Source organism: Bradyrhizobium sp. USDA 4473, assembly GCF_054063335.1.
In genome coordinates, this window is record NZ_JBSSGE010000001.1 from 6,105,708 (window position 1) to 6,127,219 (window position 21,512).

Consider the following 21,512-nt stretch of genomic DNA (forward strand, 5'->3'; position numbering starts at 1 on the left):
TTCATCTGATCGAAGCGCGACCGGTATCCGCTTGGCTCGAAACGGCCTAGTTATTCGTCGTCGGCAGATCGTTCGGGCCGTACTGTTTGAACTCGAAGATCTTCCGCGTCAGGCCGGGCGCGAGCGCCGAGATCGGGTTGACGCGCAGCACCGGCTGGCTCGGCGTTCCCACCACTTCATAGGTCACGCCAATCAGGCCCTCATTGCTGCCGGCACCGAGGAAGATGCCGAAGAACGGGATCTGGCCGAACATGTTGTTCAAGCCGTACATCGGAATGAAGGTGCCGTTCATCCGCACCTGGTTGCCGATGTAGTCGATGCTGCCTTCGATGGTCGCGCCGATGCTCGGTCCCTTGACCACGCCGTTGCGGATCGAGAGCTGGCCGCTCTGGCGGGTGAACTCGGCGCGCAGTGCGTCGAAGCCGATGCCGTTCTGGGTGCTGACCGGCCCGCCGGCGACGGCGCGGTCGAGCTGGGTTTCACCCTTCACCGAGAAGCCGGTGATGTTGATCAGGCCTTCCCTGGGGCTCGGTTCGGGGATCGGCGGCTCCATCGCCAGCGTGAGCTGACCACCGATCACCTTCGAATAGGTGTCGATGAAGCGCAGGAATGCGCCGGCGTCGCCGGTCTGGAGGTAGATCACCTCGCGGCCCTGCTGGCGGCCGCGCATGTCGACCGTCACCGGCGTATCGCGGCCGACCTTGCCGCTCAGCGTGAAGCCCTTGAAGAATCCGTTGCGGCGCGAGATCTTGGCATCGACGCTGCGCAGCGCTTCGCCGTTGAAGCCCGCCACCGCGCCGAGTTTCAGATCGACGTCGAAATCGGTGGTCTTGGTCTTGCTCTTCGGATCGCTGTCGCGGCCCGAGATCGCCGACTTCAGGAAGCCGCGGCCGTCGAACACGTCGCCGCGCATCGTCACCTTGATCACCCCGTCGGGACCGCGGTCGGCCCGCAGCGAGGTCTTGTCGCCTTCCGACGGCGCATAGGTCGGGAAGTTCGCATTCATCAGGTCGCCGTTCTGGTCGACCTCGAGCGCGCCCTTGATCGACACGCCGACGCCGTCGATCGAGATATCCTCGAACCGCGTCGATTGTCCCTTCGGCACCACGTTGAACGTCGCCTTGCCGGCCCTGCCCTGCGCCTTGACCCAGCCCGGCAGGATGTTGTCGAGCTTGAGCTGGGTCAGGTCGGCCTCGACGCCCATCTTGGTGGTGGGGTTGTCGCCGCTGCCGATCTTGCCGTTCAGCTTGATCGGGATCGCCCCCGACACCGCGGGACCGAGATCGAGCCCGAGCCGCGCCCGGCTCGCATCGTCCAGCGTCGCTTGCAGCTTGACGTCGGCGTCGCCATCGGCCGGCTTGCGATAGTCGAGCGAGGCAGCCTGCCCGTTGATCTTGACGTCGCCCTTGACCTGGAAGCCGGCATTGCTGGCAACCAGCTTCAGCGCATTGGCCTCGAGCTTCTGGTTCATCACCAGCTTATCGACGGCGACGCCGGAAATGTCGGCGGCGACCGAGTACATCGTATCGGCCTTGGTCAGCTCGCCCTTCACCGGCATGCCGAGATTGATCGTCGCGGTGACGTTGCCCTTGCTGGCGTTGGGATCGATCGGCGGACCGGACAGATCGCTGAGCCGGTCGGATGCGAGGATCTCGGCCGCGGCCGGCACCGGACAGTCGACCCGGAACTTGACCTTGGACGGCGATGGCTTCGGCGCCATGTCCGGCACCTCGAAGGTGAAATCCGAGATCGTGATCTTGCGGCCCGCCGGCGTGTCGGCGATGCCCTGGTTGATGGTCACGGTCGCAGTGCGGCCGGTCACCCTGGCCTTCAGATCGGCATCATGCACCGCGGGCATCTGGTCCACCGGGCGCACCGTGACGCCGGAGGCGACGATGTTGACCGAGAGACCGTCATCGGGAATCGGCGGCCCCTTGCGCGACAGGTTATGCACCGGCGAATTGACGCCGACATCGATGCGCTGGAGCGTGCCGCGGTCGATCCGTTCCAGCACCCATTCGCGCACCTCGGGCACGATGATGACAGGCCACATCCGCTTCAAGGCGGAGGCCGACATCGGCGTGCCGGCGAATCCGAGTTGCAGTCGCGGCTCGCCGGAATAGTCGATGCTGCCGGTGCCGGCGACGCCGATCTCGCCGTTCGAGATGTCGGCCTGGGTCAGCAGCACGCGCTTCTTCTCGGTGTCGAAGCGGAAGCCGATGTTGATGCGGTTGAAGATCAGCGGCGGCTCGTTCTTGTCGGCGCCGGCCAACACGATGGTGCCGCCGGACAGGCCCGCCTGCCAGTCGGTGACGTTGTCGTTCGGCGGTTCAAGATGACCGAGCAGCGTGATGCGGTTGGCACCCGAGACGATCTTGATCGGCGCCAGCAGCACGCGCCGTCCGGAATCCCATTCGACGCTCATCTCGGCCGAATCGACCGGCATCGGGTAGTCCGGCGTATCGGTGTCGATGATGTTGCCGGCGCCGACATTGATCTTGCCGCGGAAATAGGTCGGCAGGCCGTCGCGGCCGAGCTCGCCCTTCATCTCGCCCGATAACGGCAGGTCGGCGGTGTAGGTCAGATCCTTGCTCCGCATCGCGAGCAGGATGTTCCGGGTGGACACCTTGTCGGCCTTGATATCGACCGAGCGCACGCCGTTCTGCTGCGGTCCGACCAGGACGCGGACCGACCAGGGCTTTGTGCCCTCCTCGCCGAAGCTGAGCGCGACGCCGCCGCCGCTCGGGCGCCGCAGGCTGAGGCTGATATTCTCAAAGCTCCATTTGTTGCCGCGCTGCTGGTCGTCGACGACGAGGTTGCCGTTCTTCAGGCCGATCTCGTTGAGGTTCTGCCCATCGAGGCCGGTCATGCTGAGGCTGTCGAGCCAGTCGAGACCGGCGAGCAGTCCGCTCTGCGCCGAATCGGACGAGGCCGCCGCGGGCTCGGAGGCAGCAGGCGGCGAAGCAACCGGCGGCGACGCCGCGGGTGCGGGTCGCGGGAAGGTCGGCGGCATCCCCGCATCGCGCTTGGAGGCGACGCCGGTGGCGAGCGGTTTTGCGGTGTCGCCGGCGGACACCGTCACATTGCCGTCCGGCGTGATCCGCACCGACAGTTCGGCATCGACCAGGTTGAGGCTCTCCGCCCGCAACTGCCCCATCAGCAGCGCCGTCCCGGACAGGCGCACTTCCGCCTTCGGCGCGCTGGCAACGACGGCATGGTCGCGGTCGCGGACGATGATGTCGCGGATGCGCACCGCGATTCGGATCCGGCCGGCGCGCTCGATCTGGGTTCCGCCGACCTCGACCGTATTGCCGTGGCCGATATTCTCCTCGATCGCCGCGGCAAGCCAGGGCGTCGCCAGATCGAGATTGATCGGACCCGCGCCGAGCCGCCACCACAGCGCGCCGAAGCAGGTCGCGAACATCACGACCAGCACCACGAGGACCAATCCGACGCGGCGGATCCAGCGCTCGCCGTTCAACCAGCGCTGCATGCCGGAACAGAAATCGGTGAAGCGATGCAAATTGGTGTTGGAACGCGACAGCAATTGCCGCGCACGGTTGCCCGCCGCCTCATCCTGCTCGTCCCACGCGGCGTCGTCTTCCCATTGCGAGAAGTCAGCCCCGGCGCGCGGATTTGGACCCTGCGGCGACGTGTTCCTTGCCATTGCCTCTCGGTGCTGACGGCGACTCTGATCGCCGTCATCGGGGCGCCCGTCGATTCGTATCGAGCGCTCCCCTGCCGGCATCGCCGCCTATCCTCGCCTCATCATGTTACTCGCCGATGGCCCCAAAATGGACCAGACCAACCAATCAAACGCCAATTCAGCAAACAGACGGGGTGACGCGTCGAATTCCTTGTCACCATACTCCGTGGCCATCAAACTTGCCCAGCGGCCGGTTGCGAATCCGGTCGCCGCGAATGAGCCCCGCAATACCCCAATGGTTGAGCTTCGGAAAGCGACGAAAGGAAGGCGTATGTCCAAGAAAACGCGCAAGAAATCCTCCAAGACAACCGGAAAGCGGGTCGCAACGAAAGTTGCGCGCGCCGCAAGCGCAAGCACTGGGAAGTCCGCGACGAAAACCCGCACAGCGGTTGCGAAGACGGCAGCGGCCAAGAAAACGGCCAAGAAAGCGACGAAGCCAAAGACCGCAGCGGGTGTTCACGGCAAAGCCTCGCACAAGGCCGCATCGAAACCGTTAAAGCGAGAGCCGGCCGCGACCGTGACCAAACCGTCAGCCGTCACACTTGCCGAAGGTGCCCCGGCGCTTGTCGAAGGTGCCGCGGCGCCTGCCTTTAACCTGCCGCGCGACGGCGGCAGCAGCATCTCCCTGAAGGATTTCGCCGGCAAGAAGCTGGTGCTGTTCTTCTATGCCCGGGCCGACACGCCCGGCTGTACCCGGGAAGCGATCGATTTCACCCGGCTCAAAAACGAGTTCGCAGCCGCGGGAACCGAAGTGGTCGGCGTATCCGCCGATACGGTTAGGACGCAGGAGTCATTTCGAAACAAACACCAGTTGTCGGTGCCGCTGGCCTCCGACCCGGCCCATGAGATGCTCGAGGCGTATGGCGCCTGGGGCGAAAAATCCATGTATGGCAGGACCTTCATGGGAATTATTCGCACCACCGTTCTGGTCGATTCCAATGGAAAAATCGCCCGCGTCTGGCGCCACGTGAAGGTCGACGGCCATGCCGAAGCGGTATTGGAGGCCGCCCGTTCGCTCTGACCCGGGCGGTTCCGTTTCCTGAAAATTAACCATGCCGGGCTCAAATCGCCCCCGCAAATTAGCCGTACGGAGCTTGGTCCGACCGGCCGCGGGAGTACCGATGTCGAGCCGGTCCGGTCATCACCAGGAATACCAGAAACACCATCATCCGCAGGACCATGGCCGGACGCCGATGCGCCGTCCGGCAGCCCAGCATGCCGCTGCGGTGGCCGCCTCCGGCGAGGGCTATACGCTGGTCCATGCCGGCAAGCAGGTCCGGTTCGGACCGGTCGTGTTCTGGATCGCGGTCGGCACCGTCGTGTTGCTCGGCATGTGGTCGGCGGCGACCGCCACCTATTTCGCGTTCCGCGATGACGTCCTGACCCGGCTGATCGCGCGCCAGGCCGAGATGCAGTACGCCTATGAGGACCGCATCTCGGAACTGCGCGCCAAGGTCGACCGCACCACCAGCCGCCAGCTGCTCGACCAGGAGCAGTTCGACCAGAAGCTCGACCAGATCATGAAGCGGCAGTCGACGCTGGAGCAGCGCGCCACCGCGCTCGGCGCGATGCCCGATGCCACCGTGACCGGCTCGATCAAGCCGCAGGGCCGCGCCGAGGCGGCGCCCTCCTCCGGTCCGTTGAAACCATCTCCGATCAGCGACACCGTGATCTTCGTGGCGCCGCCGGATCGAGAGGCGCGGCTGGAATCGCGCGCGCCATTGATCGCCAAGGCGCAGCCGAACCAGTTCGTCAAGGCGCAGGGCGTCGACAACGTGCTGGTCCGGCTGCAGACCTCGCTTGATCAGGTCGAGCGTCGCCAGGTCGCGGCCCTCTCGTCGGTCGAGGACAGCATCGATTCCAAAGTGCGCCGGATGCGCGGCGTGATCAGCGATCTCGGCCTCAACATGGCGCAACTCGAAGCAGCCGTGCCGCGCTCGGGCATGGGCGGACCTTTTGTTCCCGTGAAACTTTCCCCCGACGCCGGCGCGTTCGAGCGCCAGCTCTACCGCATCAACATCAACCGCGCCCAGATGCAGCGGCTGAACCAGACGCTGGCCCTGGTGCCCTATCGCAAGCCCGTCGTCGGCGAAGTCGAGTTCACCAGCGGCTTCGGCGTTCGCTCCGATCCCTTCCTCGGCCGGCCGGCGATGCACACCGGCCTCGACTTCCGCGCCGCGCAGGGCGATCCGGTGCGGGTCACCGCCAACGGCAAGGTGGTGTCGGCGGGCTGGGCCGGCGGCTACGGCCGCATGGTCGAGGTCGATCACGGCAACGGGCTGTCGACCCGCTACGGCCATCTCTCCGAGATCGGCGTCAAGGTCGGCGAATACGTCAAGATCGGTCAGGTGATCGGCGCCGTCGGTTCGACCGGCCGCTCCACCGGTCCGCATCTGCATTACGAAACCCGCATCGACGGCGAAGCGGTCGACCCGCAGAAATTCCTCCGCGCCGGCGTCCGGCTCAGCGCGGGCTAATTCAAGCCCTCAACGATCGACCTGAATAACGGCGCAAGCGGCTCGCTTGCGCCGTTTCGTTGTTTGCTCAGCGGCGGCCGCCGCCCATGCCGCCGGGCGGCCCGCCGCCACCGAATCCACCGCCGGGTCCGAACGGACCACCGCCGCCGCCTGGGCCGAACGGTCCGCCAGGCGGGCCGAAGCCGCCCGGACCTGGGCCGGTCGTTCCGCCGCTCAAGGGATCGGGCGCAGGACCACCGCCTGGCGGTGGACCGCCTCCCGGTGCACCGGACGGCCCGCCGCCGGGACCAGCTCCGCCCGGTCCGCCACCGGGCCCGCCGCGCCCGCCCGGCCCTGCTCCGCCGCCAGGTCCGCCACCACCGGCGCCGCGCCCCGGCGTGCCGGGATTGCGCACCGACGAACCCGGGAAATGGCCGACCGACTGCACCGATTCGACCCGCAGCTCGCGCGGGCCCGACAGCTGCGCATTGACGACGACACGCGTATCCGCCGCCGGCGAGAAGCGCGAGTGGTCACGCGCGACAAAGCCGGAGCCGAGCTGCAGGTCATTGCCGACCCGCCGCACATAGGCCTCGATCAGGAGCCGCTTGGCACCGGTGAGATCGGAGAAGTCGTCGGCGCGGCTGCGCGACACCTGCATCACGCCCTGCGCGACGTGGCCCTCGGCCTGCACGCGCTGCCCGACCAGCGCCGCATCGACACCGGCGAGCTTGAGTTCGCCGATCCGCAAGCTGCCGGCGCGATCGCGCTCGAGCGGTCCGGCGACGCGCATCGCCGCATCGTGACGCTCCTGCACAAGGCTGGCGACGACGACGCCATCCGTGCGACGCAGCCCGAACACGGCGACCTGCGCGCCCGGCTTCAGCCAGCTCTCGCGGCCGCTCCAGGCGACCTTCTGGCCGAGCACGGTCAGCTCGCCCGACTTCACATGCTCTACCGGCCCGGTCACTTCGCTCGTGACATCGATGCGCCTGGTCGACAGCGTGCCGCCGGCGTCGCGCTGCGCCACGACGCGCGCGAGTTGTCCGATCCGCAGCGCCTTCGCATTCGCCGCCTCACCGTCGATCCTGACCGGCACGTCGGCCGCATAGGCGACGCGCTCGCCATTGACGTAGATCGAGCCGAACCGCTGGATCACGCCGACGATGCCGGTGCCACCGATGCCCTGGTCGGAGCCGGTGATGCCGGTGCCGCCGATGCCGTGGTCGTTGCCGCGTTTCTTGACCTGCGCGCCGGCGAGCGAGGTTCCCCCAAGCCAGAAGCCGATCAGCAGCGCCCGGCGCGAGATGCCTGGCGGGCGCGTCATGACGCACCGCCTTCGTCCGCATCGTCATCGACCGGCCCGTCCGGGCCCTCGCGATAGATGTAGATGCCGAAATTCCAGCGATAGTCGCCACCCTTGTCTTTGGCGAGCGCGCGGTTGGCCTCGCGGTTGGCGACTTTCAATGCCTCCATCGCCAGCTCGCGCGAGCGCCCCTCGAGCCGTTTTGCCAACTTCGCCGACAGCCCGTCGTAATGCACCGCGCGTTCAAGGAAGCGCGGCGTCGCCGAGGACACGTTGAGCTCGGCGGCCGCGACATGGTCGTGCAGATTGCGCCCGAGATAGTGCCATTTGCGGTCGTCGTCGCCGTACGGCACAAACGCCTCCTCGACCAGCATGATCTCGTCGTCATCATTGATGGTGACGAGCTTGCGGTCGAGCCATTCGTCGAGCACAGCGCGCGGCCGCACGTCCTTGGTGATCGATTCGACCAGCGTCTCGAACGACGGCGCGCCGCCGTCGGCGGTGCGCGGCAGCGGCAGCGGATCGCCCTTGGCGTCGGTGAATTCGGGTGCGGCCAGCCAGCGTGCGATGATCGCGCTGGTGCGCGACAACGTCGCCGGCACCGCATTGACCGGCGCGCCGGCGCCGCGCAACCGCGCCACCTCCTTGCGGTGGATCCCGGTCAACAGGCTGACGCGGCTGTCGGTCTGCTCCTTGCCCTCGAGCGCGAAGTCGTGCTCGGCGACATTGACATAGAGCTCGCGCAGCAGCTGCGTCAGCGCCGGAAATGTCATGCCGCCGCGAATGCAAAGCCGCACCAGCGGACGCAGCATCCGCGCCAGCGGCGCGTGCAGCTTCGCTGCGGCGATCGGCGCGGACGATCCCGCCTTCGACTTCGGGGCCTTGGCATTCATGCCTAACTTTTAGCCGTCGATTGCGTGGGATACAATCCCACTGCTCAACTCGCATCACTTGACGTGTGATATTTTCCCACTTATTGGAAACAAAGTTACCTCCGGACACACCGCGCGCTTGCCGGCGCGGCTGTCGCGGTGCCTGGCATACGGATCCCTTCCATGACGCCTGCCCGATTCGATCTTGCGATCGCGGAAGCCTGCCGGATCGCCCAGGTTCCTTACGAGGAGTTCGTGTCGACGGTGATGGCGGGCGGCTATCCCTGCCTGCCGGGCGTCGTGCCCGGCTCGCCGCGCCGCTTCGGCGAAACCGACCTGCTGGCGCTGTACATCTACGGCCGGCTGCTCGCCTTCGGCTTCGGCGGCTTGCGCGCCGGCGAATATGCCAGCCGCGCGCATGCCGGCCTCTGCGCCGAGCCGCGCGCGCAATCGATCTCGATCGCGCTGACATCGGACGGCGGCAAGCGTGTCGTGATCGAGCAGGATCTGCAGCGGCCCGCAGCCGCGATGCTGCCGGAGCGGATCCATTTCGACATCGCCACCATCCGGCGCCAGTTGCTGACATCAACGACGCGCCCAGCCGAGCCGGCCTGACGCCCAGTTAGGTACCTCCCGTATTCGCCCGCCCGCCCCGCGCAGTCGCGGCGCGATCGCGCCCCTATGGGCGCCATTCCATCCCTCAAAAAGTTTTCCACCGCCTTACGTGGGACATAATCCCACATTTTAGTTCGCAGCCATTGACGTGTGAAATTCTCCCACGTATTCGAAATCCATTCAGCAGGGAATCCGACGCAATGTCTCTTCGTTCGGCCCGCGGCCTCTATTCGCTTCGCGAATCCGATTCGCCGCGCCAATCCGCTCGGTTCGCCGCCGCCACACTCTTCACGCCGCAGGCGCCGTCTTGCTTGACGCCGCAGGCGCCTTGCGGCCCGATCGAGCCGGTGTTTCCGGCATTGCTGCGCTCGCTGGTGTTCTTCGCCGCGCTGGCGCTGCCGTTCGTCGTCGCCCTGTACGCAGCATGATCCGGATCGAGCCGCCCATGATCGTCGTCAACGAGCCGGCCCGACGTCCGTCGGTGCTGCACATCTTCAAGGTCTACTACCCCGACCTGTTCGGCGGTACGCTGACCGTCATCCGCGACATCTGCGCCGGATTGAAGGGCACGTTCAACGCCGCCGTGCTGGTCTGCTCGCGCTCCGGCGGCGAGCGGCAGATCGTGGTCAACGAGGTTGCCGTCGAGCGCGTGCATTCGTTCGGTGACGTGCTGTCGCTGCCGGCGGCGCCGACCTATCCGTGGCGGCTGTGGCGCCGCATCGCCAATCACGATCTGCTGGCGCTGCACGCCCCCTTCCCGCTCGCCGACCTCGTGTTCGCGTTCGGCCTCGGACGCTCGCGGCCGCTGGTGGTGCACTGGCACGCCGATATCGTCTCGCACGCGGCACTGCGCTTCCTGGTCGAGCCGTTGATGCGGCGAACCCTGCACCGCGCCGCCGCGATCATCGTTTCCGATCCGGTGCTGGTCGAAACCACGCCGTTGCTGCAGGAGTTTTCCGACAAGTGCCACGCCGTCCCGTTCGGCGTCGATGTGGAGAAATATGACCGGCCGGCCGCACAGGCTGACGATGTCAACGCCCGCGGCCGCCTCGTCCTCGCCTGCGGGCGGCTGGTGCCCTACAAGGGTTTTGACGTGCTGGTGCGATCGGCCCACGCCCGCAATTTCGAGGTCTGGATCGTCGGCGAGGGCCGCGAGCGCGCCAATCTCGAGCAGCTGATCCGCGACTACGGCCTGCAGGACCGGGTCCGCCTGCTCGGCTCGGTATCCGAGAGCGAGCGCGTCAAGCTGATGCGCATCGCCGATGTCTTCGTGATGCCGTCGGTGACCAATGCGGAGACCTTCGGGCTGGTTCAGCTCGAGGCGATGGCCGCAAGCCGTCCCGTCGTCAACACCGCGCTCGACACCGGCGTTCCCCATGTCGCCCGCCACGGGCTCGAGGCGATCACGGTGCCGCCTGGCGATCCCGCGGCACTCGCCGACGCCATCGAAAGCCTGATCAACGATCCGGAGCGGCGCCGCCGCATGGGTCAGGCCGCGCGGCACCGCGCGATCACGAAATACTCGACAACAGCCTTCAAGGAGGGAGTGGAGACGGTGTACCGCAAAGTCGTCGCCGAAGAGGCCGCCGCAAAGGATGCAAGCTCGTCAGCCCCAGGCTTGCATCGCCAAACGGCCGGCCCCGTCGGTGCGATCCGGATCGCCGCCGCGCTGGCATGGTCCGACATGCGGCATCGTTACGTCCGCTCCCTCCTTGGACCCTTCTGGATGTCGATCCAGATGGCGATCATGGTGGCCGTGCTCGGCTCGGTCATCGGCCATTTCTCGAACGCCGGCGCGCTGGCGCGGCTGCCGATGCTGGCGGCAAGCCTCACCGCCTGGACCTTCCTCAACAGCGTCGTGCTCGATGCCACCACCGCGTTGCAGAACTCGGCCAGCCTGATCAAGGATCGCGCACTGCCGCCGGTGATCTTCCTGCTGCAATGTACCTTCCGCCAGGCACTGTTCGCGGCGCACAACGCAGTGGTGCCGATGATCCTGTGGCTTGTGCTGACGCCGCGGGATTTCGGCGGCGCCGTCATCGCCCTGCCCGGCCTCGCGCTGTTCGTCGTCTGCACGATGGCGCTGAGCCTCGTGCTCGGTGCGCTGGCGACGCGCTACCGCGACATCAAGCCGATCATCGAGTCCTCGCTGACGCTGGCCTTCCTGGCCTCGCCGATCATCTGGACATCGGAGATGATCGATCGCGGCTCGACCGTGATGCGGCTCAACCCGCTGACGCATCTGTTCGCGATCTGGCGCGAGCCGCTGGCGACGGGCCACGTCGCAATGACCAGCCTGATCTACGTGCTGGCCTGCCTCGCCGTGCTCGCGGTCGCCGCGACCGTCACCATCGCCCATCTGCGCAAAGCGGCGTTCTGGATCTAGTCATGGCAAGCATCCACCTCCAAGACGCCTGCCTCGATTATCCGCTGTACGGCGCCTACGACTTCTCGCTGAAGCGCCGCCTGCTTGGGCGCCTGTTCCGGCAAAGCAGCGAGATGCGCACCATCCGCGCGATCGACAACTTCTCGATCGAGGCGAAGGCCGGCGCGCGCATCGGGCTCGCCGGCCCGAACGGTTCCGGCAAGTCCACTTTGCTGCGGCTGATCGCCGGCGTGTTCCCGGCCACCAGCGGCCGGGTCGAGACGACAGGCAACGTCGTGCCGTTGCTCGGCCTGGGCGCCGGCGTCAATCTCGATTTCGTCGCCGCCGACAACATCAACCTGCTGCTGCGGATCTCCGGCCGCAAGCCGACGCAAGCGATCCTGGACGAGATCTGGGCGTTCACCGAGCTCGAGGAGCGCATGCAACGGCTGCCGCTGCGGATGTTCTCCTCGGGCATGCTGATGCGGGTGCTGTTCGCGACCGCGACCGCCTTTCCCGCCGACATCCTGCTGCTCGACGAATGGCTCAGCGTGGTCGACGAGAAATTCTCGGCCAAGGCCGAGCAGCGGCTGCGCAAGATGGTCGAGACCGCGGCGATCGTGATCATCGCCTCGCACGACCACGCACTGCTGCGCCGGACCTGCACCAGCATCATCAATCTCGACCACGGCCGCATTGCCAGCACCGTCGCGCTGGATCCGCCCGTCCCGCATCACCTCGAGCTCAGAGAAATCAGCGCATGACAAAGATCCTGGTCGTCAGCGAGGCGCTTGGCGAGCCCAACCACAAGCGCGGCATCTTTCACTTCACGCGCGAGCTGATCCGCTCGCTGGCCGGCGCCGGTCATGAATTGACGCTCGTCGTCGAGACGACGCGCCGCTACCGCAAGCTGCGCCGCAGGCAGCAGCGGACGCGCCTGCTGCCCGAGGACTCGCGGCTGATCGAGCTGCTCGCGCTCTATCGTTTCCTCGACGAGACCGACATGAACTCGCCGATCATGCGCGGCGGCCTGCGCCGCACCGTCGACTGGTTCAAGCACAAGCTCAAGGCGGCGACCTCGCTCGAGTTCATCATCGCCTTCCTGCGTTCGATTCAGCTGCTGCCGACCAGCGTCAAGCGAATCGAGAACCGGACCGAGGGCCTCGAATACATTCCGACCGATTTGCGCCATCTCGAGCTGTTCGGCGATTTCCTGCTCGAGCCCGGCTTCTACAGCTATCAGGACACCTCGGCCCTGACCCGCTTGCCGCCGCCGCGGGTCGATGCGCGCGACTACGACGTCATCCTGATCGACACCCCGACCCGGGTTGCGATCAAGCGCCGCCGGAACGCCAAAGTGATCTGCGTCGTGCACGACCTGTTGCCGATCACCGATCTCAAGCTGGACGATATCGCGACCCGCCTGTTCCTGTCGCGCCTGTTCACGAGCGTGCAGCAGGCTGACGAGCTCGCCTTCGTCTCCAACTACAGCATGAACCGCTTCCGCGCCCTGCTGCCGCAATATGCGCATATTCCCGCGCGGGTGGTCTATCCGCGGACCCGTTTCGACGTGCCGGAAGTGCCGCTTGCGCCGGCGCCGGCGGCCGTCACGGCACGGCCGAGCTTCGTCGTCATCGTCTCGAACGAGCCTCGCAAGAACCTCGCGGCCGTCGTGCGCGCCTTCCGCAAGCTGCCGGAGGCCGATCTTGTCGTGATCGGCTATGCCGGCGGCGCCAACCAGGCGAGCAACCTGCCGAAGAACGTCCGCTTCTCCGGCTATGTCGACGAGCACGAGAAGGCGGCGTTGATCGCCGATGCGCACGGCCTGATCATGCCGAGCCTCGCCGAAGGTTTCGGCGTCCCGATCATCGAGGCATTCGCGGCCAATACCCCGGTGCTGTGCTCCGATATCGCCGTGTTTCGCGAGGTCGCGGGCGAGCTTGCGGATTATTTCGATCCGTTCTCGACCGAATCGATCTGCGCCTCGGTGCGGCGCGTGCTGGCGCAGCAGGAGCACTGGCGCGACCGGATCCGCGAGCGGCGGGCCGAGCTCGCCGACCGCTTCGGCCACCACACCCAGGCGCGCGACCTGCTGTCGCATCGGGCTGCCGCCGATGTCACGACCGCCGCCGCGGCGCTCACCGCGGCGATGGCGACCTTCAACGGCGCGACCGCGTAATCCGATCATGACCACCGAGTCCCACGCGATCGACGTCGCCGCCGAACCTGCACTGCAATGGCGCGACCGCGTCCGCGCCTGGTCCGGTACGGCCGCCTATGTCCGCGCCGCCGACATCCTGATGGCGCTGGCGGCGGCTTCGCTGCCCTGGTCGACGACGGCGCTCGCCGTTTTCATGCTGCTGTGGCTGGTCGCCGTGATCCCGACGATCGACTGGGAGCAGTTCGTGTTCGACCTCGCGCAGCCGGCCTATGCATTACCGGTCGCGCTGGTCGCGCTCGCGGCGATCGGTCTGGCGTGGTCGGAGGCCGGCTGGGCCGAACGGCTGCAAGGCGTCAAACCGCTCAGCAAGCTGCTGCTGCTGCCGTTCCTGCTCGGCTATTTTCAGCGCTCGCAGCGCGGGCTCTGGGTGTTCGCCGCCTTCCTGGCGTCATGCACGCTGGTGATGATCCTGTCATGGATCGTGCTGGCATTGCCGCAGCTGAGGTTCGCGCACACGGTGTCCGACGGCGTGCCGGTCAAGAACTACCTCGACCAGAGCCAGGAATTCGCGCTGTGCGCCTTCGCGCTGGCACTGCCGGCGTTGACGGCGCTGCGCGCCCGGCAATGGCGCATCGCAGCCGGTGCCGGCGCGCTCATCCTGCTGTTCATCGTCAACATGCTCTACGTCGTCTCGGCGCGGACCGCGCTGATCTACATGCCGGTGCTGCTCGTCCTGTTCGCCTCGCTGCATCTGTCCCGGCGTGCCACGCGCCTGCTGTTTGCCGGCGTCGCCCTCACCAGCCTGGTGGTCTGGACCACCTCGCCCTATCTGCGCCAGCGCATCGCCGACGTCGGGATCGAATATCGCGCGCACGATACGTCCGGGATCGCTTCGACGGCACAGCGCCTGACCTATTGGCGAAAGTCGGTGAAATTCATCGTCGCGGCGCCATGGCTCGGCCATGGCACCGGCTCGATCAAGCAGATGTTCACGCAGGATGCCGCCGGACAGACCGGCCTTGACGCCGAGGTGATCAACAACCCGCACAACCAGACCCTCAATGTCGCGATCCAGTGGGGGCTCGCCGGCATCCTGTTGCTTTACGCGATGTGGATCAGCCACGCCACGCTGTTCGCCGGCCGCGATCTCGTGAGCTGGATCGGGCTTGCAACCGTCGTGCAGAACGTCACGAGCTCGCTGCTCAACTCGCATCTCGCCGATTTCCACGAGGGCTGGATGTATGTGATCGGCGTCGGCGTCGCCGGCGGCACGGCGCTGCGCGCCCGCCGGCCGGAGAAGATTTTGGCGGACGGTGCCGCGGCACGTCGGGGATGACCGCGAGCGGCGCGACGAATACTCGGTGTCGTCCCAGCCTAGTGCGCAATTGCGCACGGGGGGTCGGGACGACACTGATGTTGCGGCACTACCTCTTCATACCGACCGCCTACCGCGTCGCCTCGTGCCCGACTTCGCCCGTGATCACGTCGCCGAACAGCTCCCATGCCGCGCCGTTGAACCGCATCAGCTGCATCTGCTCGATCGGGAAGTAGTCGTCCGGCGAGGTGTTGACCATGATGCCCGGCAGCATCAGGTCGGAATGGAAGTTCTTTAGATTGGCGGCCTGTTTCATCACGTTCTCACGGGTGAGATTGTCGCCGCACTGCTTCAAGACCTGCACCATGGCCTCGGACTGCACATAGCCATAGAGGTTGTTGGCGTTGCCCTTGTCGCCGTCGGGATAATACTTGTCCATGAAGGCACGCCAGCTCATGACTGCCGGATCCTTGTCCCAGGTCGGGTCGGTCGGATCCTTTAGATAGGCTGTCGAGATGATGCCCTTGGAATATTCGAGCCCTGCCGGCTTCAAGACCGAGGCGACCGAGGTCGCGGTGTTGGCGAGAAAGAATTTCGGCTTCCAGCCGAGCTCGCCGACCTTGCGGATCGCCTGCGCCGAGCCCTTTGGCGCCGCCCAGGAGAAGAAGATGTCGGCGCCGGAATCGTGCAGCGCGACGATCTGCGAATCGATCGAAGGATCGGACACCTCGTAGGACTTGTCGGCGATGATCATGCCCGCCTTGTCGCCGAGCCCATCCTTCAGGCCCTTGAATTGATCCTTGCCGGCGTCATCGTTCTGCCAGAACACCGCGATCTTGCTGTCGGGAAAATTGTCGCGAATGTACTTCGCATAGATGCGTCCCTCGCTCTGGTAATTGGGCTGGAAGCCCATCGTCCAGGGAAAGTTCTTGGGATCGCCGAATTTCGTGCCGCCGGAGGCCACGAACAATTGCGGCACCTTCTTGGCATTCATGTATTTCATGATTGCTGAATTGGACGGCGTGCCGAGCGGCTGGAAGATCAACAGCACCTCGTCGCTCTCGACCAGCTTGCGCGCCTGCTCGATCGCCTTCGGCGGTGAATAGGCATCGTCGTAGCTGATGAAGTTGATCTTGCGGCCATTGATGCCGCCCTGCTCGTTGATCATCCTGAAGAACGCGGCCTCGGTCTTGCCGATCACGCCATAGGACGACGCCGGGCCGCTGTACGGCATGATGTTGCCGATCTTGATTTCGGTATCGGTCGCGCCGGGATCGTATCTCTTCTGCGCGGCGGCCGGGCTTGCGATCAGTGCCGCACTTGCGAACGCCACGATCGCGCCAATATATCCAGAACGAGCCGGCATCGTTTCCTCCCGATTTTTGTCGTTGGTTTTGACGGCAAGTCTCGCAAGAGACGCATAGGCTGGCAAGCGCCGGGTTTTTCCGTTGGGCGAAACGGCATTGTTGCCTGGCGCTATTTATGATTGAAGATCGATCTGGGGATCACGAGTCGAGGCGTTCTGATTGCGTAAACCGGACATTCGTACCGGTCCGCGGCATCCGCGTTTTGCGGCCGCGGGCTATGAAATCACGCGCCGCCTCAGCGAACGTGCGATGGCCAAGCTTGGCCTGCACAAGGCCAATGGCGAGTTCGCGCAGCGCACGATCGCGTCGATCCGCGAGAGGCTGCAGCGCGGCGAGACCGTCTACATAGCGGGCCTCGCCTGCCCCGGCACCCACAACACCGGCGTCGCGCTGGTCGAGGTCACCCAGAAGGACGGCCCGCGCCTGATCGTCAACAACGAGGAAGAGCGCTTCTCCGGCAACAAGCACACCAACGAGTTCCCGCAACACGCGCTCGACGACATGCGCAGGGTGTTGCAGCGGATGGGCCGCGACATCGGCGACATCGCGGCCTTCGTCACGACGTGGGATTATCCGGCGCTGATGGCGATGCTGATCCGCACCTCGTTCGAGGAGGCGCCGGCCAGCCTCAAATTGCTGCGCGCGCCGATCGCGCCCGCGATCAACCTGCGGCAGATGGACCAGGTGCGGCGCATCTCGCGCAAGCTTGCGAAGATGTACGGGCTCGGCGAGCAGCTGCCGTTGATCTGCATGCCGCATCACGACAATCATGCGTGGTATTCATTCACCGCATCGCCGTTCGCCGAGCTGCGCGAGCGCGTCGCGATCGCGGTGCTGGACGGCACCGGAGATGTCGGCTCGATCTCGCTCTATGTCGCCGAGAACGGCGAGATGAAGCAGCTCTATTGCAATGAGAGCCTGTTCGATTCGCTCGGCGCCTTCTACACCGTGGTCTCGTCGAGCCAGGGCGGCTGGACCTGGCTCTCCAGCGAGGGCCGCTACATGGGCGCCGCCGCCTGGGGCGACATGAGCCGTGCGACCAATCGGTATTATTCGCGCCTGAAGGACGTGCTGCAACTCGGGCCCAATGGCAGCGTGCAGCTCAATCGCGCGATGGCCAATTGGTACGCCGATCCGGCCGACAATCCCTATCATCAGCCGCTGATCGATATTCTCGGCCCCCCGCTACGGCCCGACCAACTCTGGAATCCCGACGCCGTGCTGCGCGTCGAGGACATCAATCACCGCCCCGACACCAAGGACCGCGTCGACAAGGCGGCCGCGACGCAATTGGTGTTCGAGGACGCGATGATCCATGTCATCGATCATCTCCTGCGCATCACCGGCACCGACCGCCTGGTGCTGACCGGCGGCGTGGCGCTGAACGCGCTCGGCAACATGCGCCTGCTTGAGCATTTCGACGAGGCGTGGTTCGAACGCGCGCAGCGGCGCAAGACGCGGCTGCATATGTGGATCCCGCCGGTCCCCGGCGATCCCGGCGTGCCGATCGGCGCCGCGTGGCTGTTCGCGCACATGGCGGGCGCACCGCGCGGTGCGCCGCTGTCGCACGCGTTCTATTGCGGCCTGGCGCCGTCGAATGCCGAGATCACGGCGGCACTGCAAGCCGACGACGTCGCCTCGATTGTAATCGGCAATGCGGCGACCTCGGAAGGCCGCGATGCGATCGCGGACCTGATGGCCAGCATGGTGGCACAAGGCGGCGTGATCGCGATCTATCAGGGCGCGGCCGAAACCGGCCCGCGCGCGCTCGGCCATCGCTCGATCTTGGCCAATCCCTGCGATCCCCAGGTGCGCGAGCGCCTCAACGAGCGCGTCAAGTATCGCGAGGCGATCCGGCCGCTGGCACCGATGGCGACGCTTGAGGCGGCGCGCGATCACTTCCAGCTGGAAGACGGCGCCTCCGACGGTGACTACAACGCCTACAATTACATGGTGCTCACGGCGCATTCGAAGCCCGAGGCACGCGCGAAGATTCCGGCCGTGGTGCATGCCGACGGCACCGGCCGCATCCAGATCGTGCGCGAGGCGGACGATCCCCTCACCTACGCCTATCTCAAGGCGCTCGGCCGCTACATCGGCGTCGAGATGTCGGTCAACACCTCGTTCAACGTCGCAGGTCCGATCGCACAGACGCCGGCGCAGGCGATGGACACGCTGCGCCGCTCCAAGGGGCTCGATGCCGTGGTGCTGGTCGCCGATGACGGCAGCGCCTACGCCGCCTGGCACGGCGGCGAGCGCGACAGCGGACGCTTTACCGGATGGTATGCGGCGTGGAAGCAGGCGCGCGGCTGAACCAGCCCAGCACGCGGCCGTCGATCAGCAGCAATGCGCTTGCGATGACCAGCGCGCCGATCACCTCGCGCAGCGCAATCGGCTCGCCGAGCACGAGATAGCCGAGCAGCATCGCGGTGACGGGAATGAGCAGCGTCACCAGCATCACATTGGTCGGCCCGGAGCGCTGCAGGATCTGAAAGAACACGATGTAGGCCAGTGCCGTCGACAACGCCGCGAGCCCGAGCACGGCGAGCCATGTCGTCGCGTGCGGCATCGGCAATAGCCACGGACGGTCCGCCACGGCGGCGATGGGCGCCATCATCACGCCGGACGCCATCATCTGGAATGTCGCCGTCCCGAGCGGCGGCACGCGCTGCGGCAGCCGTCGCCCGACCAGCGCCGCGATGCCGTAGCTGAAGGCACCGGCGAGGCACAGCAGGATGCCGATACCCTGCTTGCTCTCGAAGCCGCGCGCATCGCCATGCAGGATCGCAACGCCGAGCAGCCCGACCACCACGCCCGCCACGCGCTGCGCCTGCACACGCTCCTCGCCGGCCGCCGCCATCACGACCACAGCGAACAGCGGCGTCGTCGCATTGAGGATCGAGGCCAGCCCGCTCGGAACATAGGTCTGTCCGGATACGATCAGCGAGAACGGCAGCACGTTGTTGAACAGCCCCATCGCGGCAAACGGCGCCCAGCCGGACAGGCCGCGCGGGCGTTCGATGTTCCGGGATCGCAGCAGCGGCAGCAGGATGATCGTGCCCAGCACCACGCGCAGCAGCACCAAGGTCAGCGGCGGCAATTCGCGCAGGATCACGCCGTTGAAGAAGAACGAGCCACCCCATAGCACCGACAGCAGGCCGAGCAGCGCCCAGTCGCGGCTATCAATGCGGTTGTCGGCGGAAGGCATGTCGGGCACTCACCTGCAATCGCACAGGTGACTAACGCAGGCGCGCGGATATTCCCACCCGATTTCCGTGAATGGCGGCCCTGCCTATTTCTGCCGCGACACGATCTCGATCATCTGGCCTTCGTCGCCATCGGGCGCATGAGCCTTGGCCTTGTCGTAGGCCACGAGCGCGGCGCGGCTCACGGGCACGCCGGGCAGCAGCGTCTCGGCCAGACGCACGGCGTAGTCGGCATCCTTGTGGCGCAGCGCTGCGGTAAACGAAGCGCCGGAGAAATTGCGGTCGATCATCCGCTTGCTGTGGCGGATCACCTGCGGGCTCGCGATTGCGCCGGAGGCCAGGGCTTCGGCGACCAACTGCATGTCGAGACCGGCCTGCTCGGCGATCGCGACGCCTTCGGCAAGGCTTGCGATCTGCACCGCGCCGATCAGGTTGTTGATCAGCTTGAACACGGTACCGGTGCCGACCGCCCCGAAATGACGGATCGTGCTGCCGATCGGCGCGAGGAACGGCTGCGCGCGTTCGAGATCGGCCGGATCGGCGCCGACCAGCAGCGTCAGCTTGCCGGCAGCGGCCGCCTCCGGCAGGCCGGTGACGGGACAATCAATGTAGATCAGGCCGCGGCTATTGAGCTCGCGCGCCATCTCGAGCGTGTGCTGGTAGGAGACCGTCGAGCATTCGATCGCGAGCGTGCCGGCCTTCATGGTGGCGGCGGCGCCGTCCTTGCTCAGCCAGACCGCGCGCGAGGCCTCGTCGTCGGCGACCATGGTCACGACGGCATCGGCATCGATCGCGGCATCCTCCGGCGAGGTCGCCCAGATCGCGCCGCGCGCGATCAGGTCCTCGGCCTTGGCCTTGCTCCGGTTCCACACCGCCACGGTGAAGCCGGCGTCGAGATAACGGCCGGCCATGCCGTGCCCCATGCGTCCCAATCCGATGAATGCGACGCGCGGCATGGCCTAATCCCTAATCCACATCCTCGACGGAGCCGGGCCCGGTGCCGAATGCACGTTGCGCCAGCGTTGCCGCCATGAATTCATCGAGGTCGCCATCCAGCACGCCGGACGTGTCGGAGGTCTGCACGCCGGTGCGCAGGTCCTTCACCATCTGGTACGGCTGCAAGACGTAGGAGCGGATCTGGTGTCCCCAGCCGATATCGGTCTTGGCGGCCTGATCGGCTGCCGCCTGCTCCTCGCGCTTCTTCAGCTCGATCTCATAGAGCCGCGCGCGCAGCATGTCCCACGCCTGCGCCCGGTTCTTGTGCTGGGAGCGGCCGGCCTGGCAGACCACCGCGATGCCGGTCGGAATGTGCGTCAGGCGCACCGCCGACTCGGTCTTGTTGACGTGCTGACCGCCGGCGCCGCCCGACCGCATGGTGTCGGTACGGACATCGGACTCCTTGATCTCGATCTTGATGGAGTCATCGATCACGGGGAAAATCTGCACCGACGAAAACGACGTGTGGCGCCGCGCGTTGGAATCGAACGGCGAGATGCGCACCAGCCGATGCACGCCGGCCTCGGTCTTCAGCCAGCCATAGGCGTTGTGGCCGGAGATCTGGATGGTCGCGGACTTGATGCCGGCCTCTTCGCCCTGCGACTCCTCAAGGAACTCGATCTTGAAGCCGTGCTTCTCGGCCCAGCGCGTGTACATGCGCAGCAGCATCTGCGCCCAGTCCTGGCTCTCGGTGCCGCCGGCGCCGGCATGGACTTCGAGATAGGAATCGAACTTGTCGGCCTCGCCCGAGAGCAGCGCCTCGAGCTCACGCCGGGCGACCTCCTTCTTGAGGTCCTTGAGCGCCTTCTCGGCCTCGGCGACCACGCCGGCATCGTTCTCGGCTTCGCCGAGTTCGATCATGCCGACCTGGTCCTCAAGCTCGCGCTCGACCTTGCCGATGCCCGAAAGCGCATCCTCCAATGAGGTGCGCTCCTGCATCAGCCGCTGAGCCTTCTGGGGATCGTTCCAGAGATTGGGATCTTCAGCGAGCTTGTTCAGCTCAGCGAGGCGTGCCGTCGATTGTTCGACGTCAAAGATGCCTCCTCAGCAGCCCGACTGACTGCTTGATCTCTTCAACAAGGCGTTCGATTTCCGCGCGCATGGTCTTTCAGGTGTTGGCTAAAACGGTTCCGGGGGATGTAGCGAC

Annotated in this window: 16 protein-coding genes; 9 read left to right on the plus strand and 7 right to left on the minus strand. The window is 66.1% G+C overall.

The annotated features are described in order from the left end of the window. Positions 1 to 46: 46 nt before the first annotated feature. On the minus strand, positions 47 to 3,748 hold the full coding sequence (locus ACVW17_RS28920) for a YhdP family protein (protein ID WP_456755027.1): 3,702 nt from the start codon (positions 3,746 to 3,748) through the stop codon (positions 47 to 49). Positions 3,749 to 3,977: 229 nt separating this feature from the next. Here ACVW17_RS28920 and ACVW17_RS28925 point away from each other — a divergent pair, with 229 nt between their 5' ends. Further along, entirely contained in the window at positions 3,978 to 4,727 is a 750-nt protein-coding gene (locus ACVW17_RS28925; protein WP_456755028.1) for a peroxiredoxin, read from the plus strand. 100 nt (positions 4,728 to 4,827) lie between these two features. Next, on the plus strand, positions 4,828 to 6,183 hold the full coding sequence (locus ACVW17_RS28930; protein ID WP_456755029.1) for a peptidoglycan DD-metalloendopeptidase family protein: 1,356 nt from the start codon (positions 4,828 to 4,830) through the stop codon (positions 6,181 to 6,183). 67 nt (positions 6,184 to 6,250) lie between these two features. Here the strand turns inward: ACVW17_RS28930 and ACVW17_RS28935 are convergent, their stop codons facing one another. Together ACVW17_RS28935 and ACVW17_RS28940 are read right to left on the minus strand one after the other, a co-directional pair. Then, complete coding sequence (locus ACVW17_RS28935; RefSeq protein ID WP_456755030.1) at positions 6,251 to 7,489, minus strand: DUF5666 domain-containing protein; 1,239 nt, start codon at positions 7,487 to 7,489, stop codon at positions 6,251 to 6,253. Continuing rightward, the gene (locus tag ACVW17_RS28940; protein WP_456755031.1) at positions 7,486 to 8,361 is read right to left on the minus strand and encodes a DUF6502 family protein; all 876 of its coding nucleotides are present in this window, start codon (positions 8,359 to 8,361) and stop codon (positions 7,486 to 7,488) included. The genes ACVW17_RS28935 and ACVW17_RS28940 overlap by 4 nt, the downstream gene beginning before the upstream one ends. Positions 8,362 to 8,523: 162 nt before the next feature. Here ACVW17_RS28940 and ACVW17_RS28945 point away from each other — a divergent pair, with 162 nt between their 5' ends. From ACVW17_RS28945 to ACVW17_RS28970, 6 genes are all read left to right on the plus strand, one after another. Continuing rightward, positions 8,524 to 8,955 carry a hypothetical protein gene (locus ACVW17_RS28945; RefSeq protein ID WP_456755032.1) on the plus strand — a complete coding sequence of 144 codons (432 nt, stop codon included), beginning with the start codon at positions 8,524 to 8,526 and terminating at the stop codon, positions 8,953 to 8,955. A gap of 200 nt (positions 8,956 to 9,155) precedes the next feature. Beyond that, positions 9,156 to 9,383, plus strand: coding sequence for a hypothetical protein (locus ACVW17_RS28950; protein WP_456755033.1), 228 nt, complete (start codon positions 9,156 to 9,158; stop codon positions 9,381 to 9,383). A 17-nt stretch (positions 9,384 to 9,400) separates the two neighbouring features. Further along, entirely contained in the window at positions 9,401 to 11,341 is a 1,941-nt protein-coding gene (locus ACVW17_RS28955; RefSeq protein WP_456755034.1) for a glycosyltransferase, read from the plus strand. A gap of 2 nt (positions 11,342 to 11,343) precedes the next feature. Then, positions 11,344 to 12,084, plus strand: a complete 741-nt coding sequence (locus tag ACVW17_RS28960) for an ABC transporter ATP-binding protein (protein ID WP_456755035.1) — start codon at positions 11,344 to 11,346, stop codon at positions 12,082 to 12,084. Beyond that, positions 12,081 to 13,499 carry a glycosyltransferase family 4 protein gene (locus ACVW17_RS28965; RefSeq protein WP_456755036.1) on the plus strand — a complete coding sequence of 473 codons (1,419 nt, stop codon included), beginning with the start codon at positions 12,081 to 12,083 and terminating at the stop codon, positions 13,497 to 13,499. Before ACVW17_RS28960 ends, ACVW17_RS28965 begins: the two co-directional genes overlap by 4 nt. 7 nt (positions 13,500 to 13,506) lie before the next feature. Next, positions 13,507 to 14,817 carry an O-antigen ligase family protein gene (locus tag ACVW17_RS28970; protein WP_456755037.1) on the plus strand — a complete coding sequence of 437 codons (1,311 nt, stop codon included), beginning with the start codon at positions 13,507 to 13,509 and terminating at the stop codon, positions 14,815 to 14,817. Between the two features lie 109 nt (positions 14,818 to 14,926). On the opposite strand, the gene ACVW17_RS28975 is transcribed toward ACVW17_RS28970, so the two are convergent. Further along, the gene (locus ACVW17_RS28975; protein WP_456755038.1) at positions 14,927 to 16,162 is read right to left on the minus strand and encodes an ABC transporter substrate-binding protein; all 1,236 of its coding nucleotides are present in this window, start codon (positions 16,160 to 16,162) and stop codon (positions 14,927 to 14,929) included. A gap of 250 nt (positions 16,163 to 16,412) precedes the next feature. On the opposite strand from ACVW17_RS28975, the gene ACVW17_RS28980 reads away from it, so the two are divergent. Further along, positions 16,413 to 18,476, plus strand: coding sequence for a carbamoyltransferase C-terminal domain-containing protein (locus ACVW17_RS28980; RefSeq protein WP_456755039.1), 2,064 nt, complete (start codon positions 16,413 to 16,415; stop codon positions 18,474 to 18,476). On the opposite strand, the gene ACVW17_RS28985 is transcribed toward ACVW17_RS28980, so the two are convergent. From ACVW17_RS28985 to prfB, 3 genes are all read right to left on the minus strand, one after another. Then, positions 18,436 to 19,371 (minus strand): DMT family transporter, encoded by a 936-nt coding sequence (locus ACVW17_RS28985; protein ID WP_456755040.1) that lies wholly within the window; start codon positions 19,369 to 19,371, stop codon positions 18,436 to 18,438. The two genes, ACVW17_RS28980 and ACVW17_RS28985, sit on opposite strands and share 41 nt — an antisense overlap. 84 nt (positions 19,372 to 19,455) lie before the next feature. Further along, positions 19,456 to 20,325, minus strand: coding sequence for an NAD(P)-dependent oxidoreductase (locus tag ACVW17_RS28990; RefSeq protein WP_456755041.1), 870 nt, complete (start codon positions 20,323 to 20,325; stop codon positions 19,456 to 19,458). Positions 20,326 to 20,335: 10 nt separating this feature from the next. Then, a protein-coding gene (gene prfB / locus ACVW17_RS28995; RefSeq protein ID WP_456755042.1) for a peptide chain release factor 2 occupies positions 20,336 to 21,467 on the minus strand; the annotation gives its coding sequence in 2 pieces (ribosomal slippage) (positions 20,336 to 21,397 and positions 21,399 to 21,467; 1,131 coding nt in all). Positions 21,468 to 21,512: the final 45 nt, after the last annotated feature.